Here is an 18,449-nt window from a genome sequence, read left to right as displayed (position 1 = left end):
GCCGAACTCAGCCCTTGGTGACCTGGTTGTAGAGCGGCACCGAGTCCCAGCCGAAGACGACGTTGTCGACGCCCTCGCCCCAGACACCGACGGCGTTCTGGTACCACAGCGGAACGCTGGGCAGATCGCGCATCAGGATTTCCTGAGCCTGCTCGTACAGGCCGGCAGCGTCCTCGATGGACGGAGCCGATGCAGCCTGGGTCAGCAGCTGGTCGAACTCGGGGTTGGTGTAGCCCTCGTAGTTCGAGCTGGCGCCGGTGCTGTACTGCGCCGACAGGAAGTTACCCTGCGACGGGTAGTCCGCCTGCCATCCGGCGCGGGTGGCGCCGGTGAGGGTGCCGCTCGTGCGCAGGTCGAGCGCAGCGGCGAACGTCGGCTGCGGCGAACCGACCGCCTCGATACCGAGCGTGTTGGCGATGCTGTTCGCGACAGCATCCACCCAGGCCTGGTGGCCGCCGTCGGAGTTGTACGTGATGGTGAACGGTCCGGCGTACGGGCTGATCGCCTCGGCCTCGGCCCACTTCGCCTTCGCCTCTTCGGGGTTGTACTCGAGGACCTCCGAGCCGGGCAGGTCGTCGCTCCAGCCCTCGACGACCGGCGACGTGAAGTCGGTGGCCGGCGTGCGGGTGCCCTGGAAGATCGTGTCGGTGATCTCTTCGCGGTTGATCGCCATCGAGATCGCCGCGCGACGCAGCTGCCCCTCTTCGTCGTTGCCGAAGTTCGGCAGGTAGAAGGGGATGTTGAAGCCCTGGTAGATCGCCGCGGGCTGGTTGACCGAACGCTCCGGGAAGTCCGTCTCGTAGGTCGCGAACGCGGTGTCGGGAACAGTATCGAGCACGTCGAGGTTGCCGCCCTGCGCGTCGGCGTAGGCCGACTCGAGAGAGGTGTAGAAGACGATGTTCAGACCGTCGTTCTTGACCTCGCGCACACCCTTGTAGTCGGGGTTCGGCACGAGGTTGATGCCCTCGTTGTGGCGCCATGCGCCCTCGCCGTCGAGCATGTACGGGCCGTTGCCGACGGGGTTCTCGCCGAACGCCTCGAGGTCCTCGAACGCGACGGACGGCAGCGGCATGTAAGCCGTGTAGCCGAGGCGCAGCGGGAAGTCCGCGTCGGGAGCCTTGAGGGTGACCGTGAAGGTCATGTCGTCGACGACCGTGAGGCCGGTGGGTGCGGTGCTGCCGTCGTCGGACGCGCCCTCGATCGTGTAGAACCAGTACGCGCCGTTCTCGTCCTGCGCGCCGGCGGTCCAGGTATCGACGAACGTCTGAGCGGTGATCTCCTCACCGTTGGTGAACTTCCAGCCGTCGGCGACGGTGATCGTCCAGACGACGTTGTCATCGCTCTCGATCGAGGAAGCGACCTCGTTCTCGATCGTGCCGTCGGCCTTGTAGCTGACCAGGCCCGCGTACATCGAGGTGAGGATGCGGCCGCCGCCGGTCTCGGTGGTGCCGAACGTCAGCAGCGGGTTCTGCGGCTCGGTGCCGTTCGTGGTGATGATCGCGGAGGCGTTGGAGCCCCCGCCCGTGTTGCTGTCGCCGCCGGCCGAGCAACCGGCCAGCGTGAGCGTGACGGCGGACACCAGCGCGATCGCGCCGACTCCCCAACGTCGTCTCGACATGTTTCCTCCTGGGTGACGGGTACGCGCTCACGGTCGACGGCGGCGAAGACACACCGGTGTCCGGAGCACGGGATATACCCCCGACGATAAGCGCGCTCCCGTCCTGTGACCGCATCCAGGCCCAAACCGTTACATGTCGGCAACAATCGCGCCCGTGGGGTTGTCATCGTGCACCGGGTGAGGCTCGCCCTCTGCGCGGTGCGTCAACCGGCACGCCGGGCACTCGATCGAAACCATCCACCAACACCTTGCACTGCAATCACAAAGGCCCACGGTCACCTTCGATGGAAAGGTGAACGGGGTCTAGCACCACCCTGATGTAAGGTCGAGTCGTTCCGGATCCCATCGGAACCCACGACCCAAGGAGAGCCGCTGTGGTGGACGACGCCATCCTCATCTACGCGAGCACGCTGGCCGCGGACATGCGCCACGTCATCCCCCACGACGTTCACGATCCGTTCCTCTACATCGAGGTCGATGGCGCGCCGCACGTGGCCATCAAGTCGCTCGAGGCGGCGCGCATGCGCGATGTGCCGGGTATGACCGTGTTCCCCCTCGACGAGCTCGGGTTCGATGACTTCCGCGCCGCCGGCCAGGACCCGGACCTCGCGGAGCTCTCCACTCTCGTCACCGCCTGCCGCAGGCTCGGCGTGACACGCGCCACTGTGCCTCCCACCTTCCCGCTCGAGGTGGCCGATCACCTGCGCGCCAACGGGGTGGAGGTCCGCGTCGACCGCGAACTGTTCGTACAGCGCCGTCGCGTGAAGACTCCGCACGAGCTGGCCGGCATCCGTCGGGCGCAGGTCGCCGCTGAAGCGGGCGTCTCGCTCGTCGCGGATGCCATGGACCGCGCCACCGTCGACGCCGACGGCGGCCTTCTGCTCGACGGCGCGCCGCTGACCTGCGAGGACCTCAAGGACCGCATCCGGTCGGTCTTCCTCCGCAACGGCTGCGAAGACGCGGGCATGATCGTCGCCCACGGAGCGCAGACGTGCATCGGGCACCACGCCGGATCGGGTCAGATCTTCGAAGGCGAGCCCGTCACGGTCGACATCTGCCCGCGCGACATCGCCTCGGGCGGGAACTCGGACATGACCCGGACCTTCGTCAAGGGCGACATCGACGACGAGCTCGCCTTCTACTACGACATCGTCAAGAAGTCGTTCGACGCGACGCTCGCCGCGATCCGTCCGGGGCTGCCGGTGGCGGAGCTGCACCGCATCTCGTGCGAGCCCATCGAGGCCGCCGGCCAGCCCACCCAGCTGACGAAGAAGCCGGGTGAGGTGCTCGACGAGGGGTACTTCCACTCGCTCGGACACGGCGTGGGCCTCGAGGTGCACGAACCGCCGAGCCTCAACCAGAACGATGCCGTCCTCGTCGCCGGTGACGTCATCGCCATCGAGCCGGGCTGCTACCGCCAGGGCTTCGGCGGCGTTCGCCTCGAGGACATCGTGCTGGTGACCGAGGACGGCTACGAGCTCATCTCGGACTATCCCTACGACCTCGTGCCCGTCTCGCTGCCCCGGGGCAAGTGAGGATGGCGCGCGACCCCCGGATCGACGACCGCGCCGACGAGATCGTCGCGAGCTGGCGGGAACTGTGCCGGTTCCCGACGGTCGCCGGTCGACTCGACGCGATCGCAGCGGCCGCCGACTGGATCGAGGAGCGCCTCGCGCCGTTGATGGACCGCGTCGTGCGCTACGACATCCCCGGTTATGGCCCCGTCGTCGTCGGTTTCCGCGCCGGGACGCGCGATGCGTCGCTGCTGCTGTACAACCACTACGACGTCCAGCCCGAGGGCGATCCGGCGCGCTGGACCTCGCTGCCGTACGCCGCGGAGATCCGGGACGGTGCGATGTACGCGCGCGGCGCGTGCGACGACAAGGCCGACGTGGCGGGCCGCCTCGCCTCGCTTCGCCTCTGGATCGAGGACCACGACGGGCAGACCCCGTTCGGCGTCATCTACCTCGCGGACCCGTGCGAGGAGATCGGCAGCCCGGGCCTGGACACGGTCCTCGCCGCGCACGCGGCCGAGCTGCGCGCCGACGCGTGCCTGTGGGAGAGCTACCTCCGCGAGGAGGACGGGCGTCCGGCCGTCGGGTTCGGATGCCGGGGCTCGCTCGAGGTCGAGCTGTCGCTCGACATCCTCGCTGCCGCGCAGCATCCGTCGTACTCTTCGATCCTCCGATCCGCACCGCTTGAGCTGATGGCGGCGATCTCGTCGATGCGCACCGACGACGGCCGGATCGCGGTCGCCGGCGTGCGGGATGAGGCGATCGTCCCGGACGAACGCGCGCGTCGCCGCACGGCGGACATCACCCTGCCCGGAGCGTCCATCGCCCGCGACGGCGTGACGCCGTACTTACCGGGGACGGATTCGGAGCTCTCGACGCGGTTCGTCTTCGAGCCGTCGATGAGTCTCTCCGGATTCGACCTCGACGACGGCGTGCGGCAGAGCATTCCGGCGTCGGCCTCAGCACGCGTGCGCTTCGGCCTCGTCCCCGGGATGCAGCCGGAGCGCGTGGTGGATGCTGTCCGCGCCCACCTCGCCGCACGGCATCCGGACATCTCGGTATCCGTCATCCGCGCCCTCGCGCCCGCGTACTCTCCGGTCGAGTCCGCCTTCGGCGAGGCCGTCGTGCGCGCTGCCGGGCATGCCTTCGGCGCCGAGGCGGTCGTCTACGACGTGATGACGGGAGCGGGTCCCGGCGCCCTGTTCCTCGAGCACCTCGGAGCCCCCATCATCTCCCCCACCGGCACCCTGCGACCTGCCGGGAACATGCACGGCGACGATGAGCACGGCTACATCGAAGACTTCCTCGACCACGTCCAGTTCACCCTCGACGTCCTCCGGGAGCTCGAACGCAGCGGCTTCGCCGACACACCCCGGGGAGGGGCATGACGACCGATCCAGCGCACCTGCGCTCGCTGCTCGAACCCGAGCGCGAGGTCCTCGAGATCGACGACGTCGACCGCCGGATCCTGCATCGCCTGCACGAGGACGCCCGCGCGTCGATGCGCAGCATCGCGGCGGACGTCGGGATGTCGGCTCCGGCGGTCGCGGAACGCATCGCGCGGATGGAACGCGGGCACGTCATCCGCCGGCACACGATCGAGCTCGACTGGGCGGCGCTGGGCTATCCGATGCTCGTCGTGATGCCGTTACGGCTGACCGGGAACGCCGACGCCGCCGCGGTGCTGACCGCGCTCAAGGCGATCGACGCCATGACCGAGGTCATCGTCCTGGCGGCAGGGTACGACCTGATGGCGCGGTTCCGCGTCCGCGACCACTCCGATCTGCAGCGACTGCTCGTCGAGCAGGTCTGGCCGATCCCGGGCATCGACCGCGTCGAGACCATGCTCGCTATCGGCCGCCTCGCCGATCCCGAGCCGCTGCAGCACGTCCTGGCGACCGAGACGCCCGCGCGCAAACGCCGCCGCCCGTGACCCGCTGGCCCCCCGCTTAACATCGACCCGGGAGGAACAATGTCGCACGTGTCACGGACCCGCCTGTGGTGGGAGATCGCCCTCATCCTGGCGCTCTCGGTCGGCCGGTCGGCGTTCTTCTCGGTGCTGTCGTTCCTCGAGGCGGTGACGAGCCCGGTGAGCCTCGGCGACCAGTCGACCTCGCTCAATCCGGGCGCGGCGACCGTCGACCCGTGGCAGGTGGTCTCCCAGGTCTTCGCGAACATCTTCAACCTCGCGCCCGTCGCTCTGGCGATCTACTTCCTCTGGGAGCCCGGCCGCTCGGCGCTGCGCCGGATCGGCCTGGACTTCCGCATGTTCGGGAAGGATGCCGGCGCCGGCATCCTGCTCGTCATCCTCATCGGCGTGCCCGGACTCGGGCTCTACGCTCTCGGGCGCGCTCTCGGGATCACCGTCCAGGTGGGGGCCGCGCCCCTCGACGGCGGGTGGACGGCCATCCTCCTCCTCACCCTCGCGGCGCTGCGGGCCGGCCTCACCGAAGAGGTCATCTTCATCGGCTACCTGTTCGACCGGCTGCGTCGGCTCGGCTGGAGCACCTGGACGATCATCCTGTCGACGGCGGCGCTCCGCGGGGCGTACCACGCGTACCAGGGCATCGGTCCGATCTTCGGGAACATCGCCATGGGCGTCGTCTTCGGGTGGGTCTATCACCGCTGGGGCCGGGTCATGCCGCTCGTCGTCGCGCACGTCGCGATCGATCTCATCGCCTTCATCGGCTATCCGCTCGCCGCGTCGTGGTGGCCCGCCCTCTTCTGACCCGTCGCGCCCGCCGACAACGCACCCCCGCGCCGAGCACGCACGTTAGACGGTGCGTGCTCGACGGGACGGTGCGTTCTCGCGAACTCACCCCGGCGTCAGGCGAAGGCCTCCGGGGGCGGGCAGGCGCACATGAGGTTGCGGTCGCCGTAGGCCTGGTCGATGCGGCGCACCGGCGGCCAGTACTTGCCCCGGACGAGGGCTCGCACGGGATAGACGGCCTCCTCGCGGGAGTACGCGTGCGACCAATCCGATGCGACCACCGCCTCTGCCGTATGCGGAGCTCCGACGAGCGGGTTGTCGTCGGCGGGCCACTCCCCCGCGGCGACCCGCTCGGCCTCGGCGCGGATGGCGATCATCGCCTCGACGAAACGGTCGATCTCGGCGAGATCCTCCGACTCCGTCGGCTCGACCATGAGTGTTCCCGCCACGGGGAACGACATCGTCGGCGCGTGGAAGCCGTAGTCGATCAGCCGCTTCGCGACGTCGTCCACGGTGATGCCGGTGCGCTCGCGCAGCGGGCGGAGGTCGAGGATGCACTCGTGGGCGACGAGCCCCCCTTCACCCGCGTAGAGCACCGGGTAGTGATCACGCAGCCGCACCGCGACGTAATTCGCCGCGAGCACAGCCGCTCCCGTGGCCGACCGCAGCCCGGCTGCACCCAGCATGCGCACATACGCCCACGAGATCGGGAGGATGGATGCCGAGCCGTAGGGCGCCGCCGAGACCGGACCGCCCGCGAAGACGAACCCGCCGGCGTGCTCCGCGCGCTGCGCGAACGGATGCGACGGCAGGAACGCGGCCAGATGGGCCTTGGCCGCCACGGGACCCACACCCGGTCCGCCGCCGCCGTGCGGGATGGCGAAGGTCTTGTGGAGGTTGAGGTGCGACACGTCACCGCCGAGATCGCCGAAGCGGGCGTACCCGAGGAGCGCATTGAGGTTCGCGCCGTCGACGTACACCTGGCCGCCCGCGGCGTGCACTGCCTCGGTGATCGCGAGCACCTCGTGCTCATAGACGCCGTGGGTGGACGGATACGTGATCATCAGGGCGGAGAGCGCCGCGGCGTTCTCGTCGATCTTGGCGCGAAGGTCGTCGAGATCGACGTTGCCGGCCTCGTCGCAGGCGACGACGACGACGCGCATGCCCGCCAGCACGGCGGAGGCGGCGTTGGTGCCGTGGGCCGACGACGGGATGAGGCAGACGGTGCGGTCGTGGTCGCCGCGCGATCGGTGGTAGCCGCGGATCGCGAGGAGCCCGGCGAGCTCGCCCTGCGAGCCGGCGTTGGGCTGCAGCGACACGGCGTCGTACCCCGTGACCTCGGCGAGCCAGGCCTCGAGCTGCTCGACGAGGTCGAGATACCCGCGCACGTCGTCGGCGGGGGCGAACGGATGCACGCGCGCGAACTCCGGCCAGGTCACCGGGGCCATCTCGGTCGCGGCGTTGAGCTTCATCGTGCACGACCCGAGCGGGATCATCCCGCGGTCGAGCGCGTAGTCGCGGTCGGCGAGGCGCTTGAGATAGCGCATCATCGCCGTCTCGGAGTGATGGCTGGTGAAGACCGGATGCGTGAGGTACTCGTCTTCGCGCTGGAGCGAGGCCGGGGCATGCCGGTCGCGCCACGTGGACCCGGCCACGAATGCGAAGGCCCGCTGCTCGGGACCGCCGAACGCACGCACGATCGCGTGCAGATCGCTGACGGTCGTCGTCTCGTCGACGGAGACCCCGACGGTGTCGGCATCGCGGTGCCACAGTTGATACCCGAGCTCCCGGGCCGCTGCGACGACCTCGGCGGCCCGTCCGGATGCCCGCACGGTGAGCGTGTCGAAGAAGGCGTCGTGCTCGACCTCGACCCCGGCGTCGGCCAGCCACTCGGCGAGCAGGGCCGCGTGCCCGGCGACGGACTCGGCGATGCGCCGCAGCCCGTCCGGCCCGTGGTAGACGGCGTACATCGACGCCATCACGGCGAGCAGCACCTGCGCGGTGCAGATGTTCGACGTCGCCTTCTCGCGCCGGATGTGCTGCTCGCGGGTCTGGAGCGACAGCCGGTACGCCGGATCGCCCGCGGCGTCGACCGAGACGCCCACGAGGCGCCCGGGCAGCTGCCGTTCGAGACCGGAGCGCACCGCCATGTACCCGGCGTGCGGGCCGCCGAAGCCCATAGGTACGCCGAAACGCTGCGTCGTGCCGACGGCCACATCCGCGCCGAGCGAGCCGGGTGATCGCAGCAGGGTCAGCGCGAGCAGATCCGCGGCGACGACGACGAGACCGCCGGCGGCCTGCACCTCGCCGATGACGGTGCTGGGGTCCCACACCCGGCCGGACGCTCCGGGGTATTGCACGAACGCCCCGAAAACCGGCTCGTCGGACGGGCGCGCGGCGGCGCCGGCGAAGTCGACCTCGCGCAGTTCGATGCCGAGCGCCTCGGCACGATGTCCGAGCAGCGCCTTCGTCTGCGGCAGCGCATCGGCGTCGACGAGGAACACGTTGCTCCGCGACTTCGACGCCCGGCGTGCCACGAGCATGCCCTCGACGACGGCCGTGGCCTCATCGAGCATCGACGCGTTCGCCGTCGCCAGCTCGGTCAGGTCGGTGACCATCGTCTGGAAGTTGATGAGCGCCTCCAGCCGGCCCTGCGAGATCTCCGGCTGGTACGGCGTGTACGCGGTGTACCAGGAAGGGTTCTCGAGGACGTTGCGCTGGATCACGGCGGGCGTGAAGGTGTCGTAGTACCCGAGGCCGATCATGGACCGCGCCGGACGGTTGCGCGACGCCATCGCCCGCAGCTCCGCGAGTGCCTCGTGCTCCGCCACCGCCGCCGGGATGACGCTGTCGGAAACCGCCTCGACCTGGATGGCGGCCGGCACAGCTCGCGCGAGCAGGGCGTCGACGTCGGGATACCCGAGGGCGTCGAGCATCCGCCGCTGCGCGTCGCCGTCGGTGCCGATGTGCCGGGCGGCGAAAGCGGAGGTCATCGGTCTCCGCCGGTGAGCGCGAGGTACGCCGCGCGGTCGAGCAGCGCGTCCGCGTCGGCGGGCTCGATCTCGATGCGGATCAGCCATCCGTCGCCGAACGGACCGGCGTTGACGAGCGACGGGTCGTCGGCGACCGCTTCGTTAATCTCGATGACCGTTCCGCTGAGCGGGGCGTAGAGCTCGCCGACCGATTTCGTCGACTCGATCTCACCGCAGACGGTGTCGGCGGTGACGGCCGTGCCGACGGCGGGGAGATCGACGAACACGACGTCGCCCAGCTTCTCGGCGGCGTAATCGGTGATGCCGATGGTCGCGGTGGTACCCGAGAGGGCGACCCACTCGTGCTCGGCGGTGTACTTCAAGGCGTCGAGATCGGTCATTTCTTCCTCCGGTAGAACGGCAGCGTGGTGACGGTGGCGGGGATGCGGGTACCGCGGACATCGAGACCGAGCTCGGTGCCGGGCGCGGCGTGTTCGGGTGCCACGTAAGCCATGGCGATGGGATGCCCGAGCGTCGGGCTCAGCGCGCCGCTGGTGACCTCGCCGACGCGCTCGCCGTCGGGGCCGAGCACGGCGTAGCCCGCTCGGCCGGCGCGGCGGCCCTCGGAGACGAGACCGACGAGCACGGGAGCACGATCGGGTGCGCGCGCGGCCAGGCCTTCTCGGCCGACGAACGCGCCTTTGTCGGCGGCGACGACACGGTCGAGGCCCGCCTGTGCGGGAGCGATGTCGAGCGACAGCTCGTGTCCGTAGAGCGGCATCCCGGCCTCGAGCCGAAGCGTGTCGCGCGAGGCGAGTCCCGCAGGCGCGAGCCCGAGCGGCGACCCGGCCGCGAGCAGGGCGTCCCAGAGGGCTTCGGCCGTGCCCGCCGGGATCATCAGCTCGAACCCGTCTTCGCCGGTGTACCCGGTGCGAGCCAGGAGCACGGGCTCGCCAGCGAACTCGCCCGCCGTCCACGCGTAGTAGCGCGTGTCGGCGAGTGCGACGCCGGGAGTCGACAGACCCGGGGTGGCCTCGAGCACGGCCAGCGCCGCGGGGCCCTGGACGGCGAGGAGGGCGTAGTCGTCGGTCAGGTCGCGGACCTCGGCATCCCAGCCTTCGGACCGCTCCTGCAGCGCGGCCCACACCGCCGCGCGGTTGCCGGCGTTCGCGATGATCAGGAAGCGCTCGTCGCCGATGCGGTAGACGATGACGTCGTCGACGATGCCGCCGTCGTCGGCGAGGACGAGCGAGTACTTCGCCTTCCCGACGCGCATCGTCGAGATCGCCCCCGCGAGCGCGGCGTCGAGGCACTCGCCGGCGACCGACCCGGTCACCTCGAACTCGGCCATGTGCGAGATGTCGAACAGGCCGGCGGCGGTGCGCACCGCGTGGTGCTCGGCCAGGTCTGAGGTGTAGCGGACGGGCATGAGCCAGCCGCCGAAGTCGGTGAAGGACGCGCCGAGAGCGGCGTGACGATGATGCAGGACGGTGGAGCGGGGATCTGACATGAGTTCTCCCGTTGCGGGCGGGCGGCTGCCACGGCTGCGGCATCCGGAACTCCCCCTCTGTCTTGGGCCTGAGAGTTTCACCGGGCGAACCCGGCTTTCACCGTCGGCGGACCCCCGAGGGGATCGCTTTCCAGAGCGGCCGGACGCGCGCGGTACGCGGACCTGAGAGATTGGCGGGGAGGCTTGCTCCTTCGGTGCCCGGATTGCTCCGGGGCTCTCCCGCGTGCGTCATGCGGCCTGTCTTCAGTTGCGCGATCAGCATAGCGTCACCGCTCGCGAGAACGCGCGGGCGATGGGCGCGGCGCCGCCGATCAGCGGGTGCAGCTCCCGGGACGCACGGCGGGAGCGTCCGCGGAGACTCCCGCGAGCACGGGCAGCAGCTCCGTCGTCGTCATCGCATATCCGCGTCGCTCGCCATCCGCACCGCGCGCGAACACGACGCCGGCGACCTCACCGGCGTCGGTCAGCAGCGGCCCGCCGGAGTTGCCCGGCCGCACATCGGCGTCGAGCGCGTAGATCTCGCGGGGCGTGCTCGACTGGTCGTAGATGTCGGGGACCGGCGCCGAACCGACCGACAGCACGAAGGCGGCTCCGCTCGTGAACGGGCCCCCGAGCGGATAGCCCTGGACGGCGACGGCGGCGCCTGCGGCGACCGGCGGGACGACCGGGAGCGGTGTCGCACCCAGGTTGGACACCGCGATGACGGCGAGGTCGTCGACCGGGTCGAAGTAGACCACGCGCCCCTCGCGAGCGTCGCGGCCGGGAAGCTCGACGACGGGCGTGTCGACGCCCGCCACGACGTGTGCGTTGGTCACGATGAGACCGTCGGCGGCGACGAAGCCCGAACCGGTCATCGACACGCCGCAGGCATAGGCGGTGCCGCTGATGCGGGCGACGGATGCCGCGGCGCGCTGCAGCTCGGGGTCGTCGAGTGCGACCGCAGGGGCGGTCGGCTCCACCTCGGGGCGGAGGAGCTCGCCGATGCGCGGGATGCCCTCGTCGATGACGAACCCGCGCACCTCGGCGAGCGCGGTGTCGACCGGGTCGGGGGTGAGGCCGTCGATGAAGGAGAGCACGCGCGACGAGGCCACCGCGGTGGCGACCAGCGGCATGCCGCTCGCGGTGACCGCGCCGGCGCCGAGCAGGAGGACGAGACCGCCCGCGATCGTCGCCCCACCGGCCCCGAGGATGCGGTCGAGGACGCGGAGCTTGGCCCGGTCGACCCCGCGGCGCAGGGCAGCGCCGATCGCCGTGCCGAGCACCGTGCACAGGACGATGATCGCGATGGCGCACACGGCGAGCACGAGCGACCGGTACTCCCAGTCGGCGACACCGGGCGCGATGAGGGGAACGGCCCAGACCGCGAGGAGCGAGCCGATCACGAGCCCGGCGAGCGATCCCGCGATCGCGACGAGGCCTCGCGTGACGCCGATGGCGAAGAAGCCGACGAGGAGGATCACGACGATGACGTCGACCAGCAGCACAGGACCTCCTCGGGAACGGCTGCCAGCGTACGGGCTTCCGCTGTGAGTCCCCCGTTTTGCCGTTCGTGTCGCTATGACTATAAGATCGTCGCGATCAGTTAGGGTCACAATGACACGAAGCACCGGCGATGCGCCGCACGACGACATCCGGGTCGCCGTGTCGACGGTCATCTTCAGCCTCCGACACGGTGGCGGCGATCTCCCGTCCGTCGTCCTCCCCCTCGTCCGTCGCACGCGCGACCCCCACGCCGGGCAGTGGGCTCTTCCCGGCGGATGGCTCGACGTGTCGGAGAACCTCGAGGCCGCGGCATCCCGGACCCTCGCCGAGACCACCGCGCTGGCCCCGAGCTATCTCGAGCAGCTCTACGTCTTCGGCGACGTCGGACGCTCCCCCTCGCGCGTCGTGTCGATCGTCTATTGGGCGCTCGTGCGCGAAGACGTCGCGTCGACACCGCTCCCCGAGGACGAGAACGTCGCCTGGTTCGACACGGCGGACCTGCCGGAGCTGGCGTTCGACCACCGCAGCATCATCGAGTACGCGCTGTGGCGGCTGCGCAACAAGGTGGGCTACAGCCGTATCGCGCACGGACTCCTGCCCGATCTGTTCACCCTCGCCGAGCTCCGCGAGGTCTACGAGGCCATCGGGGGCAAGCGCCTCGACCCGGCCAACTTCCGCCGTCAGGTCGAGGGGTCGGGCACCCTCATCCCGACGCGCGAGTTCCGCACCGGCAGCCACCGTCCCGCCCGCCTGTACCGCTACAACCACGACGTCGAGCTCGCCGACCGCGGCCCGCTCCCCCGATGAAGGAACGCGCATGACCACTTCTCCGCTCACGCTGTCGCCGCGACCCATCGACCCGAGTGTCGACCACGGCATCCAGGCGATCGTCGCCGGGGCGTCGACCTCCGAGACGTGCACCACCGATCTCGCCGTCGGGCCCTGGAGCTTCGACACGCGACCGGGCTACGGACCGGGATCGTCCATGGGCGATGTCATCCCGACCGGATCACCGCGCCAGGGTGAGCTCCCCGAGTACTACCGGACCGCCGACGAGGCGGAGCTGAACGGGCGCATCTCCGAAGCCAAAGCCGCCCTGGGCGACCGGGTCGTCGTCCTCGGGCACTTCTACCAGCGCGAGGAGGTCGTTCGGCACGCGGACTACGTGGGCGACTCGTTCCAGCTCGCCGAAGCGGCGAAGGCGCACCCCGAGGCCGAGGCCATCGTCTTCTGCGGCGTGCACTTCATGGCGGAGACCGCCGACCTGCTGTCGCAGCCCGAGCAGGCCGTCATCCTGCCGAACCTCGCCGCCGGGTGCTCGATGGCCGACATGGCCTCGATCGATGAGGTCGAGGAGTGCTGGGAGCAGCTCGCGGAGATCTACGGCGACCTCGACGAGCCCGACGCGGAGGGGCTGCTCCCGATCGTCCCCGTCACGTACATGAACTCGTCAGCGGCCATCAAGGGATTCGTCGGCCGCAACGGCGGCATCGTGTGCACCTCGTCGAACGCGCGCACGGTGCTCGATTGGGCGTTCGCCCGCGGGCGGCGCGTCCTGTTCTTCCCCGACCAGCACCTGGGCCGCAACACGGCGAAGGCGATGGGGGTCGCCCTCGACCGGATGCCGATGTGGAACCCTCGGCGCCCCCTGGGCGGCAACGACGAGGCGTCCGTGCGCGACGCGCGGGTCATTCTCTGGCACGGATTCTGCTCGGTGCACCGCCGCTTCACCGTCGATCAGATCGAGCGCGCCCGCGCCGAACACCCCGGCGTCCGCGTCATCGTCCACCCCGAGTGCCCGATGCCGGTCGTGGACGCCGCAGACGAGGCGGGCTCGACGGAGTACATCCGCCGCGCGATCGACGGTGCGACCGAGCCCTCGGTCTTCGCGGTCGGCACCGAGATCAACCTCGTCCAGCGGCTCGCCGCGCAGTACCCGCAGCACCACATCTTCTGCCTCGACCCCGTGGTGTGCCCGTGCTCGACGATGTACCGGATCCACCCCGGCTACCTCGCGTGGGTCCTCGACGAGCTGCGCGCGGGGCGGACGCCCAACCGCATCCAGGTCTCCGACGATGTCGCGGTACCCGCGCGGGCCGCGCTCGAACGGATGCTGGCGGCGCGGCCGTGACCCGACGGGTCGTGGTCGTCGGCTCGGGCCTCGCCGGCGGGATGTGCGCCCTGCGAGCGGCAGACACCGGCTGCGAGGTCGTGCTGGTCACGAAGGGGGCGCTCGGCGAGGGGAGCACGGCCTACGCGCAGGGCGGCATCGCCGCGGTGACGGCCCTGGGCGACTCGGTGCTCGCCCACGTCGACGACACCCTGCGCGCCGGTGCGGGCCTCGGCGAGCGCGACGCGGTCCGCGTGCTCGCGGCCGCGGGTCCGGACGCCGTCGGCGCGCTCGAGGCGATCGGGGTCGCGTTCGATCGCGACGACAGCGGCGCGCTGCGCCTCGGACTCGAGGGAGCCCACCGGGTTCCGCGCATCCTGCACGCCGGCGGCGACGCGACGGGCGACGCTATCCAGCGGGCGCTGAACCGGGCGCTGAAGCGCGCGCCCGTCGACATCCGCAGCGACGCGCTCGTCACCGACCTCGTCGTGTCGGATGGAGCGGTGCGAGGGGTGCGGGTTCTCTCGGGCGAGCGCAGCGAGACGCTGGCGGCGGATGCGGTGGTCCTGGCCACCGGCGGAGCGGGCCAGCTGTATGCGCACACGACCAATCCCGCGGTCGCGACGGCCGACGGGGTCGCCCTCGCCCTGCGCGCCGGCGCGACCGTCACCGACCTGGAGTTCGTGCAGTTCCACCCCACCGCGCTGACGGACGGGACGCTGGTGTCCGAAGCCGTGCGCGGCGAGGGCGCCGTCCTCGTCGACGAGCGCGGGCACCGCTTCTGCATCCAGGCGCATCCCGACGCGGAACTCGCGCCACGAGACGTCGTGGCGCGAGCGATCGCGGCCGCGATGGCCCGTCAGGACGGAAGACCGGTGCTGCTCGACGCTACGGGGCTCCGTGAGACGCCGTCGGCGACCGCGGCGTTCCTCGCGGCCCGCTTCCCGACGATCGACGCGGCCGTACGGGCGCGCGGGTGGGACTGGTCCCGGCATCCGGTTCCCGTTACTCCGGCGGCGCACTACATGATGGGCGGGGTCGCGACGGATCTCGACGGCCGGACCGACCTCGACGGGCTGTTCGCGGTCGGCGAGGTGGCGCGCACCGGCGTGCACGGGGCCAATCGTCTGGCGTCGAACTCGCTGCTGGAGGCCGTCGTGTTCGGCACGCGCGCGGCCGACGCGATCACCGGTGGCGCGCGACGGGTGGCTCCCGTCTTCCCGGGCGCTGCGCAGTCGGCTCGAACGCCGGCCGCCGCGACGGCGGTCCCCCGACGGACGCCGACGACCGAGCCGTTCAGCCGCGAGGCACTGCAGACGCTGATGTGGCAGTACGTCGGCCTGCAGCGGGATGCCGCCGGGCTCGCGCTCGCGCTCGGCGCTCTCGACGCATGGACCGACGCCGCAGCACCACCCCGCTCGCGCCGCGAGCACGAGGACGCCAATCTGCTGCTGGTGGCCCGCTCGGTCGCCGCGGCCGCCCTCGAACGGCCCCGGTCGATCGGGGCCCACCACCGTCGCGACGACGCGTCCGCCGTCCCGTTCGTCGACGCCGCCCTCACTCCCGCCGTCCTGCCCGAGAAGGTCGCATGATGCTCACCGCCCGTCAGATCGCCGCCGTCGTCGGCCCCGCCCTCGACGAAGACGCCCCCTGGGGCGACCTCACCAGCAACTCCTTCATCCCCGCCTCGGCGCGCGCGACAGCCGCGCTGGTCTCCCGCGTCGACGGCATCCTCAGCGGCGTGTCGGTGTTCGCGGCCGCCTTCGCACTCACCGACCCGGCGTGCGAGGTCGTGATCGACGTGCCCGACGGCACCCGCATCCGCCTCGGTGACACGGTGGCGACGGTGCGCGGGCCGGCTCGCGCGGTGCTGACCGCCGAACGGGTCGGCCTGAACCTCACCCAGCGGATGTCCGGCATCGCCACGCTCACGCGCCGTTATGTCGACGCGGTCGCGGGCACCCGTGCGCGGATCGCCGACACCCGCAAGACCACACCGGGGCTCCGCGCGCTCGAGCGGCAGGCCGTCCGGGACGGCGGCGGCCACAACCACCGGTTCTCCCTGTCGGATGCCGTCATGCTCAAGGACAACCACCTCGGCGTCATCACCGCCGACGGCACCGGGCTGACCGAAGCGCTGCGGCGGGCGATGACTCGCCTCCCGCACACCACCCACGTCGAGGTGGAGGTCGATCGGGTCGATCAGATCGAGCCCGTGCTCGCGGCGGGCGTCGACACGATCATGCTCGACAACTTCTCGCTCGATGACCTGCGCCGCGGGGTCGCGCTCGTCGGGGATCGCGCCACCGTCGAGGCATCGGGTGGGGTCTCGCTCGAGAGCGTGCGCGCGATCGCCGAGACCGGCGTCGACGTCATCTCGGTCGGAGCGCTCACGCACTCCGCGCCGTCCCTCGATCTCGGCCTCGACCTCGTCGTCGACGCGCACTGATGCTCTACCTCGATCACGCCGCCGGCGGTCCGGTGCGCCGCGAGGTGCTCGAGGCGATGGCTCCCTTCCTCACGGGACGATTCGGCAACCCCTCGAGCGTTCACACGGTCGGCGAGGATGTGGCGGGAGCGCTCGAGGACGCCCGCCGCCGGACCGCGACGGTGCTCGGCATGCGCGCGGGTGACATCGTCTTCACCTCCGGCGGCACGGAGGCGAACAATCTCGCGATCGCCGGCATCGCCCTCGGGGCCCGAGGGCGCAGCCCCGGCCACATCGTCACGACCGCAGTGGAGCACGAATCGGTGCTCGCCGTCTGCCGTCATCTCGAGCGGATCCACGGATACGAGGTCGACGCCCTCCCCGTCGACGCCGCGGGGCGCGTGACACCGGATGCCGTCGCGCGGGCCGTGCGCGATGACACCGCCGTGGTGAGCGTCGGCTACGCCAACAACGAGGTCGGCACCGTCCAGGATGTCGCCGAGATCGCGCGAGCCGTTGCGTCGGTACCGCTTCACGTTGACGCCGTCCAGGCCGCCGGGTGGCTGCCGCTCTCCGCCACCGGCGCCTCGGCGCTCTCCATCGCGGGGCACAAGATCGGCGCGCCCCAGGGCATCGGTGTCCTCGGCGTGCGCGGCCGGCTTCCGCTCGAACCCGTGCTGCACGGTGGAGGCCAGGAGCGCGGCCGGCGCTCCGGCACGCAGAACGTCGCGGGGGCGGTCGGGCTCGCCGTCGCGCTCGAACTCGCCGAGCGCGAGCGCCGCGACGCCGTTGCGCGTGCCACCGCCGCGCGCGACGCGTTCACGGCTCGCGTGCTCGACACCGTCCCCGGCGCGCGCATCACCGGCGACCCGGAACGGAGGCTTCCGGGCCTCGCCTCGTTCACGTTCGCTGCGACCTCGGGCGAGGCCGTGCTCCTCGAGCTGGAACGGCGCGGCATCGTCACGAGCAGCGGGTCGGCCTGCGCCGCGGGCAGCGACGAGCCCTCGCACGTCCTGACCGCGATGGGCATGGGTCCCGACGACGCCCGCACCGCGGTGAGGTTCAGCTTCGATCGCGCGGCGCCGCCCGATGCGGTGGCGCTGGCCGTCGCCGTGGCCGACGCCGTCTCGGCAGTACGATCGGGGTCGTGAGCCCGCCCGTCGTCACCGTCATCGTCCCCGGCCGCGACGTCGCCCCCTATGCCGAAGAGGCACTGGAGTCGCTTCGCGCCCAGACCCTCGTCGAGTGGACCGCGATCCTCATCGACGACGGCTCGCGCGACATGACCGGCGAGGTCTTCGCCGCGGCGGCCGCGTCCGACGAGCGCTTCCGTGTGCTCGCGCACGACCGTCCCGTCGGGCTGGGGGCCGCGAGGAACGCGGGGCTCGACCGCGTCGACACGCCGTTCGTCGCCTTCCTCGACGCCGACGACGTCCTCACCCCGTCGGCGCTCCAGCGGTGGGTCAGCACGCTCGACGGCTCCGGCTCCGACTTCGTCGCCGGGGCATACGTTCGGCTGCGACCGACCGACGAGGGCTACGTCCCGGGGCCCGTGCAGCCCTGGGTCGCGGCATCCACGCGGCCGGCACGCACCGGGGTGACCCTCGCGGACCATCCGGAAGCCTCGGGCAACATCGTCGCGTGGTCCAAAGCGAGCCGCATCGAGTTCTGGCGTCGTCACCGCCTGCGCTTCCCCGAGAACCGGCTGTACGAGGACCAGCTGGTCGCACAGCAGATGTACACGCGCGCCCGTGCGTTCGACGTGATCCCCGACGTCGTCGTGCACTGGCGCGAACGCGCCGACGGGTCGTCGATCACCCAGCACCGCGCGCAGCTGCCGGTGCTGACCGACTATCTGGACGCGCTGAGATCGGGCTTGGCCGTCCTCGACGCCGCTGATGCCCGTGCTGCAGCCGCGGCCCGCGTGCGCCTCGTGCTCGACATGGACATCCCGCCGCTCGTGCGCATCGCCGCGACCCACCCCGATCCCGAGTACCGCCGCCGGGTCGGCGAGCTGGTGCGCGACTTCCGGGAACGAGCGCCGGGCCACCGGCCGGCCGATCCCGCGACGACGGACCTGTGGGACATCGCCCGCCTCTGGTGAT

The 18,449-nt window shown here is 71.2% G+C and carries 15 protein-coding genes and 2 riboswitches; of the genes, 10 read left to right on the top strand and 5 right to left on the bottom strand.

All coding sequences use genetic code 11. The features are described 5' to 3' along the window. Window positions 1–7: 7 nt before the first annotated feature. Window positions 8–1,618 carry a peptide ABC transporter substrate-binding protein gene (locus CI089_RS09870; protein ID WP_094261444.1) on the bottom strand — a complete coding sequence of 537 codons (1,611 nt, stop codon included), beginning with the start codon at window positions 1,616–1,618 and terminating at the stop codon, window positions 8–10. Between the two features lie 374 nt (window positions 1,619–1,992). On the opposite strand from CI089_RS09870, the gene CI089_RS09865 reads away from it, so the two are divergent. The 4 genes from CI089_RS09865 to CI089_RS09850 are packed head-to-tail and all read left to right on the top strand — an operon-like array spanning window position 1,993 to window position 5,860. Continuing rightward, on the top strand, window positions 1,993–3,153 hold the full coding sequence (locus tag CI089_RS09865; protein ID WP_143738983.1) for a M24 family metallopeptidase: 1,161 nt from the start codon (window positions 1,993–1,995) through the stop codon (window positions 3,151–3,153). Between the two features lie 2 nt (window positions 3,154–3,155). Then, window positions 3,156–4,520 (top strand): M20/M25/M40 family metallo-hydrolase, encoded by a 1,365-nt coding sequence (locus tag CI089_RS09860; RefSeq protein ID WP_094261442.1) that lies wholly within the window; start codon window positions 3,156–3,158, stop codon window positions 4,518–4,520. Further along, on the top strand, window positions 4,517–5,065 hold the full coding sequence (locus CI089_RS09855) for an Lrp/AsnC family transcriptional regulator (RefSeq protein ID WP_094261441.1): 549 nt from the start codon (window positions 4,517–4,519) through the stop codon (window positions 5,063–5,065). The genes CI089_RS09860 and CI089_RS09855 overlap by 4 nt, the downstream gene beginning before the upstream one ends. A gap of 39 nt (window positions 5,066–5,104) precedes the next feature. Further along, window positions 5,105–5,860 (top strand): CPBP family intramembrane glutamic endopeptidase, encoded by a 756-nt coding sequence (locus CI089_RS09850; RefSeq protein WP_094261440.1) that lies wholly within the window; start codon window positions 5,105–5,107, stop codon window positions 5,858–5,860. Window positions 5,861–5,958: 98 nt separating this feature from the next. Here CI089_RS09850 and gcvP read toward each other — a convergent pair whose 3' ends face one another. The 4 genes from gcvP to CI089_RS09830 all read right to left on the bottom strand — a co-directional run bounded on the left by gcvP (window position 5,959) and on the right by CI089_RS09830 (window position 11,808). Next, window positions 5,959–8,835 carry an aminomethyl-transferring glycine dehydrogenase gene (gcvP, locus tag CI089_RS09845; protein ID WP_094261439.1) on the bottom strand — a complete coding sequence of 959 codons (2,877 nt, stop codon included), beginning with the start codon at window positions 8,833–8,835 and terminating at the stop codon, window positions 5,959–5,961. Then, the gene (gcvH, locus tag CI089_RS09840; protein WP_094261438.1) at window positions 8,832–9,215 is read right to left on the bottom strand and encodes a glycine cleavage system protein GcvH; all 384 of its coding nucleotides are present in this window, start codon (window positions 9,213–9,215) and stop codon (window positions 8,832–8,834) included. The genes gcvP and gcvH overlap by 4 nt, the downstream gene beginning before the upstream one ends. Continuing rightward, the gene (gcvT, locus tag CI089_RS09835; RefSeq protein WP_094261437.1) at window positions 9,212–10,324 is read right to left on the bottom strand and encodes a glycine cleavage system aminomethyltransferase GcvT; all 1,113 of its coding nucleotides are present in this window, start codon (window positions 10,322–10,324) and stop codon (window positions 9,212–9,214) included. The genes gcvH and gcvT overlap by 4 nt, the downstream gene beginning before the upstream one ends. Before the next feature lie 50 nt (window positions 10,325–10,374). Further along, window positions 10,375–10,463: riboswitch (glycine riboswitch) on the bottom strand. Between the two features lies 1 nt (window position 10,464). Further along, window positions 10,465–10,556: riboswitch (glycine riboswitch) on the bottom strand. A 79-nt stretch (window positions 10,557–10,635) separates the two neighbouring features. Next, window positions 10,636–11,808 carry a MarP family serine protease gene (locus CI089_RS09830; RefSeq protein ID WP_094261436.1) on the bottom strand — a complete coding sequence of 391 codons (1,173 nt, stop codon included), beginning with the start codon at window positions 11,806–11,808 and terminating at the stop codon, window positions 10,636–10,638. Window positions 11,809–11,917: 109 nt separating this feature from the next. On the opposite strand from CI089_RS09830, the gene CI089_RS09825 reads away from it, so the two are divergent. The 6 genes from CI089_RS09825 to CI089_RS09800 are packed head-to-tail and all read left to right on the top strand — an operon-like array spanning window position 11,918 to window position 18,448. Then, window positions 11,918–12,613: an NUDIX hydrolase gene (locus CI089_RS09825; RefSeq protein ID WP_094261435.1), complete on the top strand. Its 696-nt coding sequence runs from the start codon at window positions 11,918–11,920 to the stop codon at window positions 12,611–12,613. A 10-nt stretch (window positions 12,614–12,623) separates the two neighbouring features. Beyond that, entirely contained in the window at window positions 12,624–13,937 is a 1,314-nt protein-coding gene (gene nadA / locus CI089_RS09820) for a quinolinate synthase NadA (protein WP_094261434.1), read from the top strand. Continuing rightward, window positions 13,934–15,508 (top strand): L-aspartate oxidase, encoded by a 1,575-nt coding sequence (nadB, locus tag CI089_RS09815; protein WP_256977772.1) that lies wholly within the window; start codon window positions 13,934–13,936, stop codon window positions 15,506–15,508. Before nadA ends, nadB begins: the two co-directional genes overlap by 4 nt. Then, complete coding sequence (nadC, locus tag CI089_RS09810) at window positions 15,508–16,365, top strand: carboxylating nicotinate-nucleotide diphosphorylase (protein ID WP_094262442.1); 858 nt, start codon at window positions 15,508–15,510, stop codon at window positions 16,363–16,365. Before nadB ends, nadC begins: the two co-directional genes overlap by 1 nt. Continuing rightward, entirely contained in the window at window positions 16,365–17,495 is a 1,131-nt protein-coding gene (locus tag CI089_RS09805; protein WP_094261433.1) for a cysteine desulfurase family protein, read from the top strand. Before nadC ends, CI089_RS09805 begins: the two co-directional genes overlap by 1 nt. After that, window positions 17,492–18,448, top strand: a complete 957-nt coding sequence (locus CI089_RS09800; protein WP_094261432.1) for a glycosyltransferase family 2 protein — start codon at window positions 17,492–17,494, stop codon at window positions 18,446–18,448. Before CI089_RS09805 ends, CI089_RS09800 begins: the two co-directional genes overlap by 4 nt. Window position 18,449 lies beyond the last annotated feature (1 nt).

It is taken from the genome of Microbacterium sp. Yaish 1, from assembly GCF_002245215.1.
In the GTDB taxonomy this organism is placed as follows: domain Bacteria; phylum Actinomycetota; class Actinomycetes; order Actinomycetales; family Microbacteriaceae; genus Microbacterium.
The sequence above is the reverse complement of the archived record's forward strand: the minus strand, read 5'-3'. Positions and strand labels throughout refer to the sequence as shown.

What these genes read in the sequence shown, in the direction of transcription:
- gcvH (WP_094261438.1), bottom strand. Translation starts at nt 9,215, where the DNA reads ATGACCGATCTCGACGCCTTGAAGTACACCGCCGAGCACGAGTGGGTC.
- CI089_RS09855 (WP_094261441.1), top strand. Translation starts at nt 4,517, where the DNA reads ATGACGACCGATCCAGCGCACCTGCGCTCGCTGCTCGAACCCGAGCGC.
- nadC (WP_094262442.1), top strand. Translation starts at nt 15,508, where the DNA reads ATGCTCACCGCCCGTCAGATCGCCGCCGTCGTCGGCCCCGCCCTCGAC.
- CI089_RS09825 (WP_094261435.1), top strand. Translation starts at nt 11,918, where the DNA reads ATGACACGAAGCACCGGCGATGCGCCGCACGACGACATCCGGGTCGCC.
- CI089_RS09850 (WP_094261440.1), top strand. Translation starts at nt 5,105, where the DNA reads ATGTCGCACGTGTCACGGACCCGCCTGTGGTGGGAGATCGCCCTCATC.
- gcvP (WP_094261439.1), bottom strand. Translation starts at nt 8,835, where the DNA reads ATGACCTCCGCTTTCGCCGCCCGGCACATCGGCACCGACGGCGACGCG.
- CI089_RS09860 (WP_094261442.1), top strand. Translation starts at nt 3,156, where the DNA reads ATGGCGCGCGACCCCCGGATCGACGACCGCGCCGACGAGATCGTCGCG.
- gcvT (WP_094261437.1), bottom strand. Translation starts at nt 10,324, where the DNA reads ATGTCAGATCCCCGCTCCACCGTCCTGCATCATCGTCACGCCGCTCTC.
- nadA (WP_094261434.1), top strand. Translation starts at nt 12,624, where the DNA reads ATGACCACTTCTCCGCTCACGCTGTCGCCGCGACCCATCGACCCGAGT.
- CI089_RS09805 (WP_094261433.1), top strand. Translation starts at nt 16,365, where the DNA reads ATGCTCTACCTCGATCACGCCGCCGGCGGTCCGGTGCGCCGCGAGGTG.
- CI089_RS09870 (WP_094261444.1), bottom strand. Translation starts at nt 1,618, where the DNA reads ATGTCGAGACGACGTTGGGGAGTCGGCGCGATCGCGCTGGTGTCCGCC.